The 16,286-nt window shown below is 38.9% G+C and carries 16 protein-coding genes; 5 read left to right on the top strand and 11 right to left on the bottom strand.

Going from position 1 to position 16,286, the window contains the following annotated elements; genetic code table 11:
- Window positions 1-11: 11 nt before the first annotated feature.
- From KNO96_RS12455 to KNO96_RS12465, 3 genes are read right to left on the bottom strand one after another with little or no spacing between them, the layout of a single operon-like run.
- Entirely contained in the window at window positions 12-209 is a 198-nt protein-coding gene (locus tag KNO96_RS12455) for a hypothetical protein (RefSeq protein ID WP_214704114.1), read from the bottom strand.
- A complete protein-coding gene (locus KNO96_RS12460; RefSeq protein WP_214704116.1) occupies window positions 206-526 on the bottom strand; it encodes a nucleotide pyrophosphohydrolase in 321 nt (106 codons plus the stop codon). Before KNO96_RS12460 ends, KNO96_RS12455 begins: the two co-directional genes overlap by 4 nt.
- A 15-nt stretch (window positions 527-541) precedes the next feature.
- Window positions 542-916: a hypothetical protein gene (locus tag KNO96_RS12465; protein ID WP_214704117.1), complete on the bottom strand. Its 375-nt coding sequence runs from the start codon at window positions 914-916 to the stop codon at window positions 542-544.
- Window positions 917-1,052: 136 nt separating this feature from the next.
- On the opposite strand from KNO96_RS12465, the gene KNO96_RS14495 reads away from it, so the two are divergent.
- The 3 genes from KNO96_RS14495 to KNO96_RS12480 all read left to right on the top strand — a co-directional run bounded on the left by KNO96_RS14495 (window position 1,053) and on the right by KNO96_RS12480 (window position 3,716).
- A complete protein-coding gene (locus KNO96_RS14495; protein WP_214704119.1) occupies window positions 1,053-2,033 on the top strand; it encodes a LytTR family transcriptional regulator DNA-binding domain-containing protein in 981 nt (326 codons plus the stop codon).
- A 130-nt stretch (window positions 2,034-2,163) separates the two neighbouring features.
- Window positions 2,164-3,012: an ABC transporter ATP-binding protein gene (locus KNO96_RS12475; protein WP_214704122.1), complete on the top strand. Its 849-nt coding sequence runs from the start codon at window positions 2,164-2,166 to the stop codon at window positions 3,010-3,012.
- Entirely contained in the window at window positions 3,009-3,716 is a 708-nt protein-coding gene (locus KNO96_RS12480) for an ABC transporter permease (RefSeq protein WP_211781819.1), read from the top strand. Before KNO96_RS12475 ends, KNO96_RS12480 begins: the two co-directional genes overlap by 4 nt.
- A 78-nt stretch (window positions 3,717-3,794) precedes the next feature.
- On the opposite strand, the gene KNO96_RS12485 is transcribed toward KNO96_RS12480, so the two are convergent.
- From KNO96_RS12485 to KNO96_RS12495, 3 genes are all read right to left on the bottom strand, one after another.
- Complete coding sequence (locus KNO96_RS12485; protein WP_214704123.1) at window positions 3,795-4,217, bottom strand: hypothetical protein; 423 nt, start codon at window positions 4,215-4,217, stop codon at window positions 3,795-3,797.
- 111 nt (window positions 4,218-4,328) lie between these two features.
- On the bottom strand, window positions 4,329-5,228 hold the full coding sequence (locus tag KNO96_RS12490; protein WP_214704124.1) for a Piwi domain-containing protein: 900 nt from the start codon (window positions 5,226-5,228) through the stop codon (window positions 4,329-4,331).
- Entirely contained in the window at window positions 5,188-6,438 is a 1,251-nt protein-coding gene (locus KNO96_RS12495) for a hypothetical protein (protein ID WP_214704126.1), read from the bottom strand. Before KNO96_RS12495 ends, KNO96_RS12490 begins: the two co-directional genes overlap by 41 nt.
- Before the next feature lie 287 nt (window positions 6,439-6,725).
- Here KNO96_RS12495 and KNO96_RS14360 point away from each other — a divergent pair, with 287 nt between their 5' ends.
- Both KNO96_RS14360 and KNO96_RS14365 read left to right on the top strand, forming a co-directional pair.
- On the top strand, window positions 6,726-6,914 hold the full coding sequence (locus tag KNO96_RS14360) for a hypothetical protein (protein WP_251125196.1): 189 nt from the start codon (window positions 6,726-6,728) through the stop codon (window positions 6,912-6,914).
- Window positions 6,915-6,921: 7 nt separating this feature from the next.
- Complete coding sequence (locus KNO96_RS14365; protein WP_251126712.1) at window positions 6,922-7,368, top strand: hypothetical protein; 447 nt, start codon at window positions 6,922-6,924, stop codon at window positions 7,366-7,368.
- Window positions 7,369-8,217: 849 nt separating this feature from the next.
- On the opposite strand, the gene KNO96_RS12505 is transcribed toward KNO96_RS14365, so the two are convergent.
- The 5 genes from KNO96_RS12505 to groL form a co-directional block, all read right to left on the bottom strand.
- Window positions 8,218-11,364: an AAA family ATPase gene (locus tag KNO96_RS12505; protein WP_214704128.1), complete on the bottom strand. Its 3,147-nt coding sequence runs from the start codon at window positions 11,362-11,364 to the stop codon at window positions 8,218-8,220.
- Window positions 11,357-11,941: an ABC-three component system middle component 1 gene (locus KNO96_RS12510; protein ID WP_214704129.1), complete on the bottom strand. Its 585-nt coding sequence runs from the start codon at window positions 11,939-11,941 to the stop codon at window positions 11,357-11,359. Before KNO96_RS12510 ends, KNO96_RS12505 begins: the two co-directional genes overlap by 8 nt.
- Window positions 11,942-11,955: 14 nt before the next feature.
- On the bottom strand, window positions 11,956-13,290 hold the full coding sequence (locus tag KNO96_RS12515; RefSeq protein WP_214704130.1) for an ABC-three component system protein: 1,335 nt from the start codon (window positions 13,288-13,290) through the stop codon (window positions 11,956-11,958).
- Complete coding sequence (locus KNO96_RS12520; RefSeq protein WP_214704131.1) at window positions 13,269-14,360, bottom strand: ComEC/Rec2 family competence protein; 1,092 nt, start codon at window positions 14,358-14,360, stop codon at window positions 13,269-13,271. The genes KNO96_RS12515 and KNO96_RS12520 overlap by 22 nt, the downstream gene beginning before the upstream one ends.
- Window positions 14,361-14,631: 271 nt before the next feature.
- Window positions 14,632-16,272 carry a chaperonin GroEL gene (gene groL / locus KNO96_RS12525; protein WP_214704132.1) on the bottom strand — a complete coding sequence of 547 codons (1,641 nt, stop codon included), beginning with the start codon at window positions 16,270-16,272 and terminating at the stop codon, window positions 14,632-14,634.
- Between the last annotated feature and the right edge of the window lie 14 nt (window positions 16,273-16,286).

Below are 16,286 nucleotides of genomic sequence, written 5' to 3' on the forward strand. Positions count from 1 at the left end.
ATGCATTCACCTCACGACATGACTTTTCGTTTCATCTGTCTCCAGTGCACAAACGCATTCGCAAACCAAATGATCGCCAACAGCGGGAACATGACGTTCATCCAGTTCGCACGTTCTATGTGGAACAAGGGGATCGCAAGAAAGAGAGCCAAACTCAATATACCTGCTCCAAGATACATGAAAAATAGTAATCGGTGATTCGATTTCATCGTGAATCCTCTATATTCAAAACCGGATACTTCACTGCGTTTTTCACGAGCTTGTCTTCAATTGCTTTCGAGACATCGATTCCAGCAGCGTGAGCGAACGTTAACGCGTAAATCAACACATCAGCAAGTTCCTCTTCCATCTCCGTCTTTTTCGTCTCAAGCGCTTCTTCACTCGAGATCCACTGGAATACTTCAAGTAACTCACTCGCCTCGAGGGACAGGGAAAGTGCCAAGTCCTTCGGGTTATGATGAAACGCCCAATCACGCTCATTTCTGAATCTAATGACCTCATCCATTAATCGTTGTACTTCATTCATACATGCACGTCCTCACTATTTATATTTAATCATGTTACCCACAGTAAAAACTCCACGTCTTACATACTCTTGAATCAATCGAACGGAAACCTCTTCTGATAACTCCTCTAATTCAAGCACTTGTTTCAATTCTTCATGAAATGAAGCGAACGTCGGTATTTTGTTTTCAAACTTATACGCCTTCTCGAGTCGAATCAGAAAAAATGAAACATCATGTCTCTTTCCGACTGGTAGGTCATGTTTTAATAAGACGTACTCTAATTCAGTTTTTAACTGATTATGTAGTGTTGAATCTTGCTCAATCACTCGAAGTAGAAGGGATTGAAGCATTTCAACTTGAGATTCTAACTCGAACATGCGTGTCTGCATCTCTTCGAATTGCTTATCCATTGATTAGAGTCCCTCCCCTTCACTAATTCGTTACGCATCCTATTTTACCAAAAGATGTAACTTCCATGTGTAATCATCTTCCTCTTAAGCCCTTCTCTGTAAAATGTTATACTCCATCTAAAAAGGGAGGGATTCGGTGCTTACTTTCCATAACGTCTCGGTGCGCCAACAAGACACACTCATTCTCGAAAACATTTCATTTACAATCCAACCAGGTGAGTTGGCGGCTATCCACTGTGGCGTCATTTCCCGAGAAATCATCTTCGGTCTCATCAGTCAGGAAATCATGACATTTACCGGGAACATCAACCACGCTTCAACGCTGTCTCTCTTCTCCATCCGGGACGGTTTATACGATCGACTCACCATCGAGGAGTATTTACGCTTCACCAAGCGTCTTTATGATTCAACTGACTCGGTCGACTCGGTGATTCAACAGCTCCAACTCACAACTTACCGCAAGCAACGCCTCCACCGTCTCAATCGTTCCCTTGTCAGACGCACACAGTACGCCGCGCTGCTTCTCCAGGACCGTGACCTGTATGTGTTTGAAGAACCGGATCAAGACGTGGACCAAGAAACACGCCACCTTTTACGCGATACGTTACAGACATTGACGTCGAGACAAAAAGCCGTCCTTGTGTTGACGAGCAACATGGAGAGTGCGCTCTTCATGACATCGACCGTTTATCGGATCGACCATCGTCACTTGCGTCTGTTAGATGTGGAACCAGAAGAAGCGGATGAGACAGACATCTCATCTGAGGTCATCCACGTCCGTTTCGAGAAGATTCCAACGAAAGTGAACGAAAAAATCATCTTACTCGATCCTCCTGAAATCGACTTCATCGAAAGTCAGGACGGACAGTCGATTTTACATAGTCAATCGGATCAGTTCCCGAGTGTCTTCACGATGAACGAGCTCGAGACGCGTTTGACCCCGTACGGTTTCTTCCGTTGCCATCGGTCATATCTCGTGAACTTACAACGTGTCCGCGAAGTCATCACTTATACGAAAAATAGCTTCAGTCTCGTCTTGGATGATTCAGAGAAGACAATGATTCCGTTATCTAAGACAAAAATGGCGGAATTGAAGACGATGATGGGGCTCAAATAGTCTCCATTCATAGTTCCTATCGCTTCGTTCACATCATGATAAGCGCCATTTATCGCCATTTGAATGCAGTCCTCCTTTATTCCTTATACGATAGAGGCAAGCAAGATGACATCGACAAGGAGGAACGGGAATGGAACCAATCATTCAAGTGAACGGGTTGAAGAAATTGTTTGGAAACGAAGAAGCGTTACATGATGTGACGTTTACGGTAGGAAAAGGAGAAGTGTTCGGCTTCTTGGGACCGAGTGGTTCTGGAAAGACGACGACGATTAAAATTCTGACGTCACAGCTCGCACAGACGGCTGGGGATGCTACCGTCTTCGGCGTGCCGGTCGCTGACTTGAAACAAGAACAGTACCGTAAACGCATCGGTGTGTTGACGGACAATAGTGGTCTGTATACACGACTTTCTATAGAAGAGAACCTGAGCTTATATTGCGACCTCTATGATGAACCGAAGACCCGGATTGATGAAGTATTGAACATGGTCAATCTTAGCGGGGAACGGAAAAAGCGCATCGACAAACTCTCTAGAGGGATGTTGCAACGGGTGACGCTCGCACGCGCCCTTCTTCATGAGCCAGAGCTCCTGTTTTTAGATGAACCGACATCGGCTCTCGATCCGGTCAACTCTCGACATATCTATAAAGGGATTGAACGGTTGAAGGCTAATGGGACGACCATCTTTTTAACGACACACGACATGCAAGAAGCCGAAGAGCTGTGTGACCGTGTCGCTTTCTTACATCAAGGATCGATTCAACTGCTCGATGCACCGAACGTATTGCGCAGGAAATATGCGACGGGATCGATGCTTGTCGAATTAAACAACGGTCAGACGCATGAAGTGACGCAAACCGACGAAGGCGCGGACTGGCTCCATAAACAGATGCGTGCTAAAAATATCGCGTCAATCCACTCCAATGAGCCGACACTCGGCGACATCTTTATCGAAGTGACAGGGAGGAAATTATCATGACTTTTTCAATGAAACGCGCACTCGCCATTTTCCAAAAAGACTATAAAGATTTGTCTCGAAACTTGTTCGTCTCGTCGACCTTGATCATGCCGCTCTTCTTCGCTGTCTTCTATTCGCGAATCGGTGACGGTGGCGTCGACATCACGTACTTCGTCATCAACATCACGTTCAGCCTTGTTGCCATCTTCGTGCAGTGTGCATTGATTGCAGAAGAAAAGGAGAAAAACACGCTTCGCGGGCTCATGTTGTCCCCGGCGAGCACGCTCGACATCTTGCTCGGAAAGAGTGCTCTCACATTCGTGACGACGATGATCCTCATCGTAGCCTCGTCATTTTTGATGGATTATGCCCCGCAAAATCTGGCTGTGATCGCCCTCGCGCTCATCGTCTCGACGTTCTTTTATATCGGAATCGGAACGATGTTCGGCTTGATGACGAAGACGGTCATGGAAGCTTCATTGATTGTCATGTTGCCGTTCTTTTTCTTCTCGTTCTCACCGATGTTGTTGCCACTACAAGACCGTTTCGCTATCATCGGAGTACTCGAGTATTTACCGAACGTGCTCTTGATTGATGTGGCCCATCAAGTGGAAGACGGTGCGAACTTCGGTGCCGTCGGGCTAGAGCTCGGTTTGCTCACTGCATGGGCGCTTGCCGCATTCGTCGGTAGCGTCGTGATGTATAACCGGAAGCAGACGGACTAAAAAAAAGACGGAGCGACGAATAGAATCCTCGCTCCGTCCTTTCAAATATACTTCGTACACCAATCAAACTTACGACGCTCAGTCTTTTTTCGTCAGCAAATTAGTAAGTGTTTTTCTCACTTCTGCATTCTTTGCTAATGCTAATGCGGCACCACTGACTCCTGCTACAATCGATGCTCCCATCCATTTCTTGAACTCCGAATCTTTTTGAAATGACTTTTCTACCATGCGTTCAATACGATCATTGAGTTTGTCTCTATTTTCATCCGATAGGTTGTCTTCTTTAAGTTGCTCAGCAAAGACATCAATCGCTTTATCAATTGTACCGTACACTTTATCTTGCGATTTTGAACCGACTCCCCCCATGTTGCTAACGGCATTTATGACGTCTGGGGTATGCTTTAAAATCATTTCGTATTGTTTAAAAGGGATGTCATTCATATCCTGTTCATCTCCCATAAGCTGTTTTGCAGATTGAACAATTTCTCCTTTTTCACTCATCACTCTACCTCCTAGTATGATCTCAATTCAAAGTTACGGTACGCATCGGTCCCAATATTCGACAAGTCGCGATACTGAAAAAAACGGTATGGTACCTTTCAATTTTACATGTTATACAAACGGCAATGCCTCTTCATGTTCTGTAATCGCATTGAGCAAGCCACGGTTATGGAACGTTGAACTTAAATCTGCATAATGCGTCGTGATTGGCAGTCTTGTTTTCAATAGCGAATGGACGTGCATGAACGATAATCGATAGACATCCGTCAAAATGGCTTCAAACGGCAAGGTCGTTGTCTGTTGGACGACTTTGAGTGGTTTCGCCATCCCGACACGCACGTGAGGGTTGGTCGAAAGTAGATAACCCATACGTCCTTTTGTATAGCTGAGCCCCTGTGATGTCTTCCATTCTTTCTCGTAAATCGCCATCCGTCGATTGACGTTTTTTAAAATCTCCACGTAATCGAATTGAATCCCGCGTGGGGAGAGAAGCGAATCGATGAGCGCCAAATCTTCACGACCGAATCCATCCCGGTGGAACGTGATATGTTTCGGTACATGGCCGTATTGTTTTTCGAACGCATGAAGTGTGTCATAGACGATTTCCCGCATCGTCTCACCACTGATTTTTTCCCCTGCTTCACTTGTCGAAAGCGACTTCTGCTTAATCATCGCCCCATCTTTCCCAATGATTTGAATGATGCCTGCTGCGTGTTTACCATTCTCATGGCTTACGTCTAACCCGACAAAACAATCTGAGTGGAGCGGTTCACCAAGAATCCAAGGCTGGAGACCTGCCTTCACGTAAATACCGAGTAGGATGTTGTAAAGTGTATCCTCAGAGCTCAGCACGCGGTCATGCAACTCGACACATTGCGTCACGACATCGTGTTTCCCACCGAATTGTCGTTTGATTGCTTGATACGAATGCTGGAGTGACGCTTCCTCGGCGATAACGATGACGACACCTTCAAAGTGTTGCGGGACATCGTTCAATTGGTACGAAATCATCCTCTGCCTGCAACAAATCGATAGAGAGCTTTTGGCTCAGTCCTCTAGGTTTGTTCGAGACGTTAAGTGTCACGCCGAAGCGTTCAGAGGTAGTCTGAAGTTTTTTGATAAATTCGAGCACTTGTTGCCGCTTTTGATTGTCTCGCAGTTTCGGGTCGACAAAGAAACTGACGGTCGCCTCTCCCGTTTCAAATACACCGCCTTGATTTAGACCAGTTTTTGCATAACTGGTGGTCTTCCCTTTTCCAAATCGAAGTCGTGGCGAAGGTAACGTTTGAATCGAATAGCCGAGACGAGCAGCCCGCACATCTTTCCGTTCAAACTGAAGCATAGGCAGTCGACCAATCAAATCGAGTGCTTCCAGCATCAGTTTCGACATTCGCGCGTCAGGTGACAATTTGATGATGCGATTGACTGCGCCGAGCTGTTTAGCTGGAATCGTCTCAAAAGAACAACTCTGTTTCAGTTGCTCGGGTAAGTATGGAAGAATTTGATTGTTTCGATCTTTGACGTGTACGACGAGTGCGTCGGGTGCGATGACTCGTTTTGCATCTTTCTTTGCGAAATAATCAATGATTGAACACTTTAGAATCGGACTCACTTCACTCGCTCGATAAGGCGCGACCTCTATAAATTCGTACTCATATAACTTGGGGTGAGTCGAATCGATGACGCGCATTCCAGAAGACACGGATTTCGGCTCACGCTTGAGTTGCTGCAATAGGTTTTCGCGATATTCAAATTGATGGGTCAAATCGAATCCAAAGACAATTTCATCCGTCTCCGACACGTTCACGTTGAGGTCAAGTGCGGGATAGACGAGGAGCCCACTTGTCGATTGTGGGTGCGCCTGTTTCGAGCGGAACTTCCCTCGGTTCATCATGTACTGGGGATATCCCAATCGCTCCAACTGCTTTTTCAACAGTCGTTCGAGTAACGTTCGCTCGACGTTACGTGAAAGATTGATCGGACGCGCTTCATATTGAAGAAACGTCTCGTTTCCCCACTGTTTAATTTCCTCAAATGAAGCGATGTACTGATCAAAGAACACAATCGGTTGAAAGTTGTTCAATTTATTCAATTGAAAAATCAACTTTCCACCTTGCGTATGGCGTGACGATGGATCTTGGAGCGGTACGGTATAGAGATGGAGTGTCACGTCCGTTGCTTTCGTTAATGCTCGCCATTCTGTTAAATAATACTGGTTCATCTTTCCCTCATCCTTCCCCGTTGTTCAATCATTGCATCCACTATAACGGAATTCCTAATATTAGGCAGATAAAATAACGGATAGGGTTCAAATGGGAAGTTTACTTATGAGATGGGGAGTTTCGAGGAAGATTTATGTAGAGTGTTATAAGGGGAACGGTTGAATTAAAACGAAGAAAAGATGTGGCCAACACTTTAAAATATCTTTTTTGAAGTGACATGGAGAAAAATACCATGATGTTTTCAATGAAACGGGCACTCGCCATTTAAAAAAAAAACTATAAAGACTTGTCGCGGAACTTATTCGTCTCCTCGACGTTGATCATGCCGCTGTTCTTCGCCGTCTTCTATTCACAGCTCGGCGGAGGAGGCATCGACGTGACTTACTTCGTCATCAACATCACGTTCAGTCTCGTCGCAACGTTCGTCCAGTGTGCTTTGATTGCCGAAGAGAAAGAAAAGAACACAGCTCCGTAGGCTGATGTTGTCGCCGGCAAGCACGCTCGACATCTTGCTCGGGAAGAGTGCGCTCACGTTCGTGACCACGCTCATCCTTATCGCGGCATGTACTTTTATCATGGGATACACCTCTGCGAACCTACTCGCATTGATCGTCTCAACGTTCTTTCATATCGGGATTGGGACGATTCTCGGCTTGATGACGAAGACGGTCATGGAAGCCTCGCTCATCGTCATGCCGGCGTTTTTTTTCGTTTCGTTCTCACCGATGCTGTTAGTGTACGAAGACCGGTTCGCCATCGTCGGTTTGCTCGAGTACTTGCCGAACATCGTCTTGATCAATCTCGCGCATCAAATCGAGGCGGGAGCTGGACTCGGCTCTACATGGGTGGAGCTTGTGATTTTGTCTTCCTGGGCGCTTGTTGTGTTCGTCGGAAGTATTGTGATGTATAACCGGAAACAGACGGATTAAATAAACTAGGTGTCGCTTTGACTTAAAGCGACACCTTTTTCCGTTACTCGATCAAGCGTCCATCATCATTCCATTGCCCGTACATCTCATTGGCTTTCGTTTTTATCGAGTCGTTTCAAATATGTCTCTCGGTCTTCGCGGACGCTTTGAATTGTATCGACACGACTCAGCAAAGTCTATGAATCGCTGGTATAATTTCTCGATTTCCCTCAGCCGTTTCATGATTTCTTCATTAATCACAACCGACTCACCACTGATGCGGCGCAGGAAATATAGTCTATAGACTCCTTCATCATACCAAATCGCTGTGATTGACGGACACGTTCTTTGTTCAATTCAGTCCGGCTATTGTTTTTACGTCTTGGTGAAAAAAGCTGTGCCAATTCCTAGCTGTCGTCCTTTTCGCAGTTCAGTCGATTCATCCGAAACATATGTTTCTCCATACGTCATTAAAGTAGAGTATTCTATCCGTACTATTTTTTCGACTTAAAATCACTCAACAAAGTGTTAAATCTGACGCGTCGTTTACAATTTTCATATAGTATTGTTTTCACGCCACCAGACCTATTTTCATAAAAAAACCACTTCTTCCGTACAGTAAAGAAGTGGTGTAGGTCAAAAGGAATTAAATTGGTATAAACAATCAGTCGTATCTTATTACGTTTTACCTCCGCTAGTATTTACTAGATTAGGTGAATAAGAATCAAGATGAACGTCTCTCTCAGCAAAAACAGGCATACAACGAGTATTATAACAAGCGTATTCATTTTCTTGAGTTTTATCATGACGATTTGTAGTTTACACCTTAATGCGCCAGAAGTCATATAATCTTGGGCTTTTATTATTTGCTTAACTTTCTGAGATAACATTATTTAAATTTGGTGATAAATCAAAGTACTTAGCTGCAAAGTATTTTGCATCTATTTTTCTTTGACACAAATTAAAGAAGTTTTGATCATGCGTTGAAATTATAACTTGCTTATCGAGGGTATAACAAACTATTCGGATTAAATCTATAAACGAAAGAAGGTTCAAACCATCTAAATGTTGAATCGGATCATCCATTAAAATAGTATTAAATACATCGGTATTTTCAATAGCACTCGCCAGAAAAATACTTAAAGAGAGGATGTTGACCTGTGCAGAACTAAGATACAGAGTTGGTGCTTCACCCTCAGATTCATCTAAATTATTTTTACACATTATATTTAGTCCAAGTGCTCCGTCCTTTAATGTTTCATCTAATTTAAAATAAATTTCTTTTATGTCAGGATGGGGATTAAGCATCTCAAATATGTTATTAACACTGTTAAGATTGAACACATTTTCTATTTGGTTTTTTATATATTCATGAGACTTTTCTTTTAAAAAATATATGTTTTTTAATTGCTTATTTAAATTACGTATTTCAGATTTAATCACCGTCAGATCATTTTCTTTGTCAGTTTTCATTGTATTATTTACGTATCCACTTAACGTATTAATAACTGTCGACAATATACTATCTTGTTTTTCTAACATAATCGATTCTTCAGATATTGCTTTTATTTTTTCAAGAAAGTATTCATCTTTAACGTCTTTAATATTTTCGTTTCCTAGTACTCTTATAAATTCTTTTTGAGAAAAGTCTATGAATAATTCAAGTTTTCTAGCCTCTTCTGTCAGCTCTTCATATTTAGATATGATATCGTTTTTATTGTCATCACCCAATTGAGTTTGAATATCCGAGACTTCTCTACTTAATCGTGATACCTTGTGACCTAAATTCTTTTTTTCTTCATTTAGTTTTGAAATTTTTTCTATAATAGAATTATTATTTGAATCTTCTACTTCCATTTTAATGTTGGCATAGGCTTTATAGATTTGATCATTGTTTAACTGATTAATCAAAATATCATTTTGTTTTATTTCCTCCTCTATTTTTTTCTTTCTGTATGTTGAATCATTAATGTCAATTTCTATCTTTTTAATCTCTTCACTTTCTTTTTTTATAGCATCTTTTACTGTTTCACTTTCATTTTCAAATGTATTTTTTTTCTTATTTATTTCATTTAATAAAATTTCTTCATTTCGATTCTCTAAATTAAGTTCTTTTAATTCAGTTTCAATTTTTTTTAGTTCGTAAATTATTTTTTCTTTATCGTTTATAATCTTTTTACAATCTTCATTTAAAATACCCTTATTAATTTTTAACTTATTATTCTCTTCTAAAACCTTTTGAATCGTATTTTTGAGTTCCTCATTCAAATTTTTTTGACTAATTTCTATCGTTTTTTTTATACTTCTAAAAGATTCTTTTAATTTCAAAAGTTCCTCATTGTAACTGTTGAGCTGTTGGAATTCAATATTCCAACTTTCAATATTCTGAATGAGGATGTTAAAATCATCATATTCATGATTACACAAAGGACAATTTTTAGAATCGGATTTATTTAGAATATCCCTCCCTATTTTTTTCAGCTTACTAATATCACTACCGATTTTTTTATGTGCTTCAATTTCCTCTTCTTTAATTTTTATATTTTTCTCCATATCAAATTGAAGATTGTGGTAATAAAGTAGTTCGCTGAAGTAAGATTTTATTTTTTGTGAAAACTCCTTTGTTAGATCGTAACTAGAGACTAATTCCTGAACATTCATTGTTGTCAATCTTAATTCTTTTTCTTTTTGCAGTTCATTCTTTGTGATTAAAGAATTAATCTCTCCCAATTTTTTCAGCATTTTTTTTTCTTGCTCTTCTACAATGCTCAATTCTTTTCTTAACTCTTTAATATTTAGCACGTTATTTAGCTTATGTATTTTCTCGTTATAAGAAAAGAGCTTCTCATTATTTTGTTTTAGTGCATTTTTACTTTTAGTAATTCTATGATGAAGTTCAATCAGGTTTTCACTTTCTCTTTTTCTATTAAGGGATAGTCTGTATTGATTACTCATTAATTTTTCATTTTCTTTCACTTTATCTAAATAATCACCTTCATTTTGAATTAAAAATTCTAATTTATTTAGCTTCAAAGTTAACGTACTTAGCTTACTCACTGTTTTCTCTTTTTCAATTTCATTTTTTGAAATCTTTTCAAAATTATTTATTTTTTTAAGGATAAACGGGATATTAACTTTTATTAAATTATTAAATTCTCTAACTTTTTGAGGGAAAACTTCTTTATACAATTGAAAATTAGTGTTTACTTCTTCCATTTTTTTAGCTTCTGCAAATAATCTTTTTTCCAAATCTGTTTTTTTACTAACAGACTCTTGCAAAATAGTTTCTAAATTAAAATTTGTGAGTTCATTAATTTGAGATTCATCACTATAAGAATTATACATATTTATGTAGCTATTCATTTTGGTCATCGTTTCATTATTTAGCTTGAATCTATTTAAATCTAAAGTGATTTGGTCTTGTGTTTTCTTGAAATCTGTTTTTTGGTTGGAGATTTCTTTTATGATTGATAAAAGTCCTTTATATATTTCAGTTTCCTCGTTTACATCCCAAAAAACTCTTAGGGTTTCATATCTTTCTTTAGATCCTTGGAATCGCAAAAATCGATCTATTTGATCATGCGTAAGAATATTTTTACTTACAAATTCTTTTGTTTTGTCCTTATTAATTCCAGATGTAGCTGATATCAGTTTTCCTTCATCGTAATCTGTTTTTCTAGGTTTCACTATTTTTTTCGTATTTAATACTATATGCTCTTGATCTGTAAATGCTATTTCAACTGTTCCATTTAATAAATCACTCTCTTTATTTTTTAAAATATGGCCTTTCTCTTGCTCAGCAATTTCTTTAACACGCTGATTATTAGAAATTCTTTGTATTTTACCTGACATAACCCACTCAACTGCATCAAAAAAAGAAGTTTTCCCTGACCCATTAGGCGCATAAATAACTATCAAATTAGCAACTTCTTCATTACTTATAGAAAAATCAAAGTTTTGTATTTTTTCGTAAGCACGGAAAGCCTCTAATGTAACTTTAGATATTTTTCTACTCATTTTTTTTCAGCTCCAAATATGATTTTACTATTTTAGATTTTTTTTTCTTGGCTGATGAATCCGTCCCTTTCACTTTTCTTAAATCCTCAATTACTTTTAGCAATGAAGAATCATTTTGCTCAATAAATTGATATATACTTTCATATTCATCATTATTTTTAGGAAGCATTTCTTTAGTGTTTAAATTAAATAATTTATTCACAATTATCTTTTCTTTAGCTTCTATAGAAATATAATTCTTATTATTATCAAAAACCATTTTTCGTGTAGCGTATTTATTTTGCTCTACTACAGCTTTTGCGTCTTCTGAGACTTTCTCATTTACAAAGCAAAATAAATATAAATTCCATTTTTCCATATCCTTCATTAATGTTCTTTGGAAATCATAAGCAATTACATCATTAATTACGCTATACATTTCTATCATTTCAGACTCGGAATTAAAGTCGCATGTAAATATGTATAGTGTATAATTCTTCTTATTAGGGATATATTGGAAACAATGTATGTTTTGTTTAACAATTTCCTCGTCAAAATTAATTAATTTATTTATATTTTTTTCAATTTTTAATTCCAATGTAAAACTCCTTTCTATGGGTTTACTACTTCAAATTCTTTAAATATTTTTTCTAGACATTGTATGCAAGATTTTTCAATTTCTATAAGGCTCTTATTGAGTTCCAAACAAGATAATAGTTCATCTTCTATTTGATCTACTAAATAATCCAAATGAATCACTTTTACTTTTTTTAATTCATTCGGATTCGATATATCTATGCCACTTTCAAATAAATAGGGGTCATCGATATTTTGAATTATTTGATGGATGTCATTAAAAGTAGGAGTTTTACTCCCATAGAATTTTTCACTATTCACAAAAATTAAATCATTATTTCTAATGTCTTTATAAGTTGACCCATATAAATGTTTGACAAAGTTAGCCATCCTTTTCTCTTCAGTAAAGTAAAATCTATTCCTCGAAGAGGTGGGCTCTTCAACAAAAACGTATTCATTGATGTTGTCTAAATTTACAATTTTTTGGTTTCTCAACGAAATGTAAAGCAAAAACCTTAACCAACCCTGCCATATTTTACTATTTATAACATTTCCATTTTCATTATATGGTAAAAAAATTTTCTCTTTTAACTTTTCATGAAAATAGTTTGGACTAAGATCAATAATGTATTGACTAAATCTTTTCCTAAAGATTGCTTGAAGCTTTGAATCTTCATCTTTCAATAAAAGTTGCAGATGTAGCCCAAAGTCTTGTAACTCGTAGGGATATAATTTTTCTAATTTCTTTTCAAGCAAAAATTGATTTATTTCATTAATATTAATACCAACTAGTTTTCCGTGTGCCCCTTTACCTCTTAACTCAATTAATATACCAATTAAACAATATGTGTCATCTTCTTCACAATAAATTCCTGATCCAGAAAACCCTTTTGTATTGTCTATTGCATCATTATCAGCATCAGATAAAGCCCCACTATGGTGTTGTAGAGTTATAGTACTTTTTTTTACTTCACTAATATATCCTTCTAAAAGTTCTCCCGAATCTAAATCATTTTGTAAATATTTTGGGAATCCAAAAAAAGTGTATTCCAAGCCTCTTTTGGGATGTTTAATAGAAATTTTTTTGTAAGTTTTAGAAGATCTCGCCTCAATTATCGCGAAATCCAATTCCGGATTTTCAGGAATGTGAATTTTAAAAATGTTAATTCTTTCTTCATCAAAATCATATATTTCTATATTTTCTAAATCTTCATGATTAAAAACTCTTTTTTGTTTGTCTGAACTTAAGCAATGTTGAGCGGTTAAAATATACTTTTTTCCACTTTCATTTGATAATTCATAAATGCATCCTGAGCCTTTTGCGCTTTCTAATCCATTCACTTTAACTGCTAATTCTCTGAAGATTTCCATAAGTCCACCTCTAGCACTTCATTTTGGATATTATCAGCATCAATACACTTAATATTTAAAAATTCAGTTTCTTTCAAATTAAAAATTTTGTCCTGAATATTTGGATAATTAAAGTAAAAATATGTTTTATCTGAATCATTTTTAGATGACAAAGAAATTTTTACCAACGTTTCTTTATGAGGAAATCCATGAGTCTGACCATTTGTGCTAATCAAATAACGATTACAACTAACTAGATCAAGCAATTGTTGACTAGTATTATGTTTACTACCATGGTGAGATACTTTAATTAAACTAAATGGAATTTTATTAGCATCATTATATATTTTTTTTAAATTCCCTTCTACTACAGACGGAAATGAATCCCCTAACATGAGAAGTTTTTCTCCTTTTATTTCTATGGAAAAAGCAATGCTGCTTCCGTTCGCTGGGGCTTTGTCTTCTATAAATTCCATCTTCGATAATTCATCTATAGTTTTATGATGGTCTTCTTTATCTCTCGATGAAATTGGGATGCCATTTGAAATTTTAGCAGGGAATACTTTATCCCATTTTTTAAACAACTTTTCTAATTCTTCGAGATTAGGCGAAAGAACTTTTAAAGTCGCCTCCCCAATATTTAGTTCTTGGCCACTATGAATTAAATTAGGAGCTGATAAATTTAGATTCTTTATAAGCTTTCCAAATGATATTCCATTGGTAAAGCTAATTTTATTGTCTTCTTTATAATTTATTTGAAGTTGTTCATCTTCTTGTTCTTCTTTCATAAAGTGCATAGATAAGAGCTCTTTAGAATTAAACCAAACTTTTTTGAAAATCGATTTATCTATTTCACTATCTTCGAAAAGTTTTATGAGTCCTTGAATATGATCTTCATCTATGTGAGTTACAACAAGCAAATCTACATATTGATTTGCTTGTTGAATTATACTCAGTTCTTCTTTCAACTTCTTTACAACTTTAGCTCTTCTACCGCCATCTACTATTATATTCTTGGCATTGGTTCCTTTTCCAAATTTTATAATAAAACTATCCCCATCATGAGCTGGAAGAGATTTTATTACATACACATTAGGCCCTCCCTTTAATTTATATTAAATGTTTATTTTTTGTTTTTATTCAATTAGTTTAAATTTATTTACTAACAAACATAAAATACCGTCAGAGTAACATACTCTAGCTAATAGAAAAATAGCTTATGCCATCTAGTCCTTTTTAACAATTTTTTTACCTGAGTCTGAAGTCATCAAACTTTAATATTTAAATACTGCCTTTCTTTTTAAGAACAGAAAAGCGTTAGACCCTATATTATTAAGGTCTAACGCTTTTCAAAAAATGATATTACATCATACCGCCCATTCCACCCATACCGCCCATGTCAGGCATGCCGCCGCCAGCGCCTGCTGGTTCTGGCTTGTCTGCGATGACCGCTTCTGTCGTGAGGAACATCGCTGAGACAGATGCTGCGTTTTGGAGCGCTGAACGCGTCACTTTCGCCGGGTCGACGATCCCGTGTGCGATCATGTCGACGTATTCGCCAGTTGCCGCATTGTATCCGACACCGACTGATTCGTTCTTGAGTTTCTCGACGATGACCGAACCTTCTTCACCCGCGTTTTCCGCGATTTGACGGACCGGTGACTCAAGCGCACGAAGGACAAGTTTCACACCAGTCGCTTCATCCGCTGTCACTTCTGCAAGTAACGCACGAACGGCCGGGATAACGTTGATGAACGCCGTACCACCACCTGCGACGATTCCTTCTTCAACGGCCGCACGTGTCGCGTTGAGTGCGTCTTCGATGCGGAGTTTACGCTCTTTGAGCTCAGTCTCCGTAGCTGCACCGACTTTGACGACGGCTACGCCGCCTGCGAGTTTCGCAAGACGCTCTTGGAGTTTTTCACGGTCGAAGTCAGACGTTGTCTCTTCGATTTGGTTACGGATCGTTTGAACGCGTGCTTTGATTGTTTCTTCGTTCCCTGCACCTTCAACGATAGTCGTTGTGTCTTTTGTGACGACGACTTTCGATGCGCGACCAAGCATGTCGAGTGATGCCGATTTGAGGTCGAGACCGAGGTCTTCTGTGATGACTTGACCACCTGTGAGTGTCGCGAGGTCTTCGAGCATCGCTTTACGACGATCACCGAATCCTGGTGCTTTGACGGCTACCGCATTGAACGTACCACGGAGTTTGTTCAAGACGAGTGTCGCGAGTGCATCTCCTTCGATATCTTCTGCGACGATCAAGATCGGCTTCCCTTGTTGCACGACTTGCTCGAGCACTGGGATGATTTCTTGAATGTTTGAGATTTTCTTGTCTGTGATCAAGATGTACGGGTTGTCGAGTGACGCTTCCATCTTGTCAGAGTCTGAGATCATGTATGGTGACAGGTAGCCACGGTCGAACTGCATCCCTTCGACGACGTCGAGCTCTGTCGTGAAGCCGCGTGATTCTTCGATTGTGATGACACCGTCGTTCCCGACGCGCTCCATCGCTTCTGCGATCAATTCACCGACTTCTTCGTCCGCTGCCGAGATGGCCGCAACTTGTGCGATTGCTTCTTTTGACTCGATTGGTTTTGAAATCAATTTCAATTCTTCGAGTGCACGACGAACCGCTTTGTCGATCCCTTTACGAAGGATCATCGGGTTCGCGCCCGCTGTGACGTTCTTGAGCCCTTCACGAATCATCGCTTGTGCGAGGACTGTCGCTGTTGTCGTACCGTCCCCTGCGACTTCGTTCGTCTTCGACGCGACTTCAGCAACGAGTTTTGCGCCCATGTTTTCGAAGCGGTCTTCGAGTTCGATTTCTTTCGCGATTGTCACACCATCGTTTGTGATGAGTGGTGAACCGAATTTCTTCTCGAGGACGACGTTACGTCCTTTTGGTCCAATCGTTACTTTGACTGCGTCAGCGAGTGCGTCGACGCCGCGAAGCATCGCGTGACGTGCATCTTCTGAGAATTTAATATCTTTTGCCATCGTTCATTTCCCCC

The sequence above is a fragment of the Exiguobacterium sp. s89 genome (genome assembly GCF_018617735.1).
Taxonomy (GTDB): Bacteria; Bacillota; Bacilli; order Exiguobacteriales; family Exiguobacteriaceae; genus Exiguobacterium; species Exiguobacterium marinum.

What these genes read in the sequence shown, in the direction of transcription:
- KNO96_RS12460 (WP_214704116.1), bottom strand. Translation starts at nt 526, where the DNA reads ATGAATGAAGTACAACGATTAATGGATGAGGTCATTAGATTCAGAAAT.
- KNO96_RS12515 (WP_214704130.1), bottom strand. Translation starts at nt 13,290, where the DNA reads ATGGAAATCTTCAGAGAATTAGCAGTTAAAGTGAATGGATTAGAAAGC.
- KNO96_RS12465 (WP_214704117.1), bottom strand. Translation starts at nt 916, where the DNA reads ATGGATAAGCAATTCGAAGAGATGCAGACACGCATGTTCGAGTTAGAA.
- KNO96_RS12485 (WP_214704123.1), bottom strand. Translation starts at nt 4,217, where the DNA reads ATGAGTGAAAAAGGAGAAATTGTTCAATCTGCAAAACAGCTTATGGGA.
- KNO96_RS12455 (WP_214704114.1), bottom strand. Translation starts at nt 209, where the DNA reads ATGAAATCGAATCACCGATTACTATTTTTCATGTATCTTGGAGCAGGT.
- KNO96_RS12490 (WP_214704124.1), bottom strand. Translation starts at nt 5,228, where the DNA reads ATGATTTCGTACCAATTGAACGATGTCCCGCAACACTTTGAAGGTGTC.
- KNO96_RS12495 (WP_214704126.1), bottom strand. Translation starts at nt 6,438, where the DNA reads ATGAACCAGTATTATTTAACAGAATGGCGAGCATTAACGAAAGCAACG.
- KNO96_RS12480 (WP_211781819.1), top strand. Translation starts at nt 3,009, where the DNA reads ATGACTTTTTCAATGAAACGCGCACTCGCCATTTTCCAAAAAGACTAT.
- groL (WP_214704132.1), bottom strand. Translation starts at nt 16,272, where the DNA reads ATGGCAAAAGATATTAAATTCTCAGAAGATGCACGTCACGCGATGCTT.
- KNO96_RS12475 (WP_214704122.1), top strand. Translation starts at nt 2,164, where the DNA reads ATGGAACCAATCATTCAAGTGAACGGGTTGAAGAAATTGTTTGGAAAC.
- KNO96_RS12505 (WP_214704128.1), bottom strand. Translation starts at nt 11,364, where the DNA reads ATGAGTAGAAAAATATCTAAAGTTACATTAGAGGCTTTCCGTGCTTAC.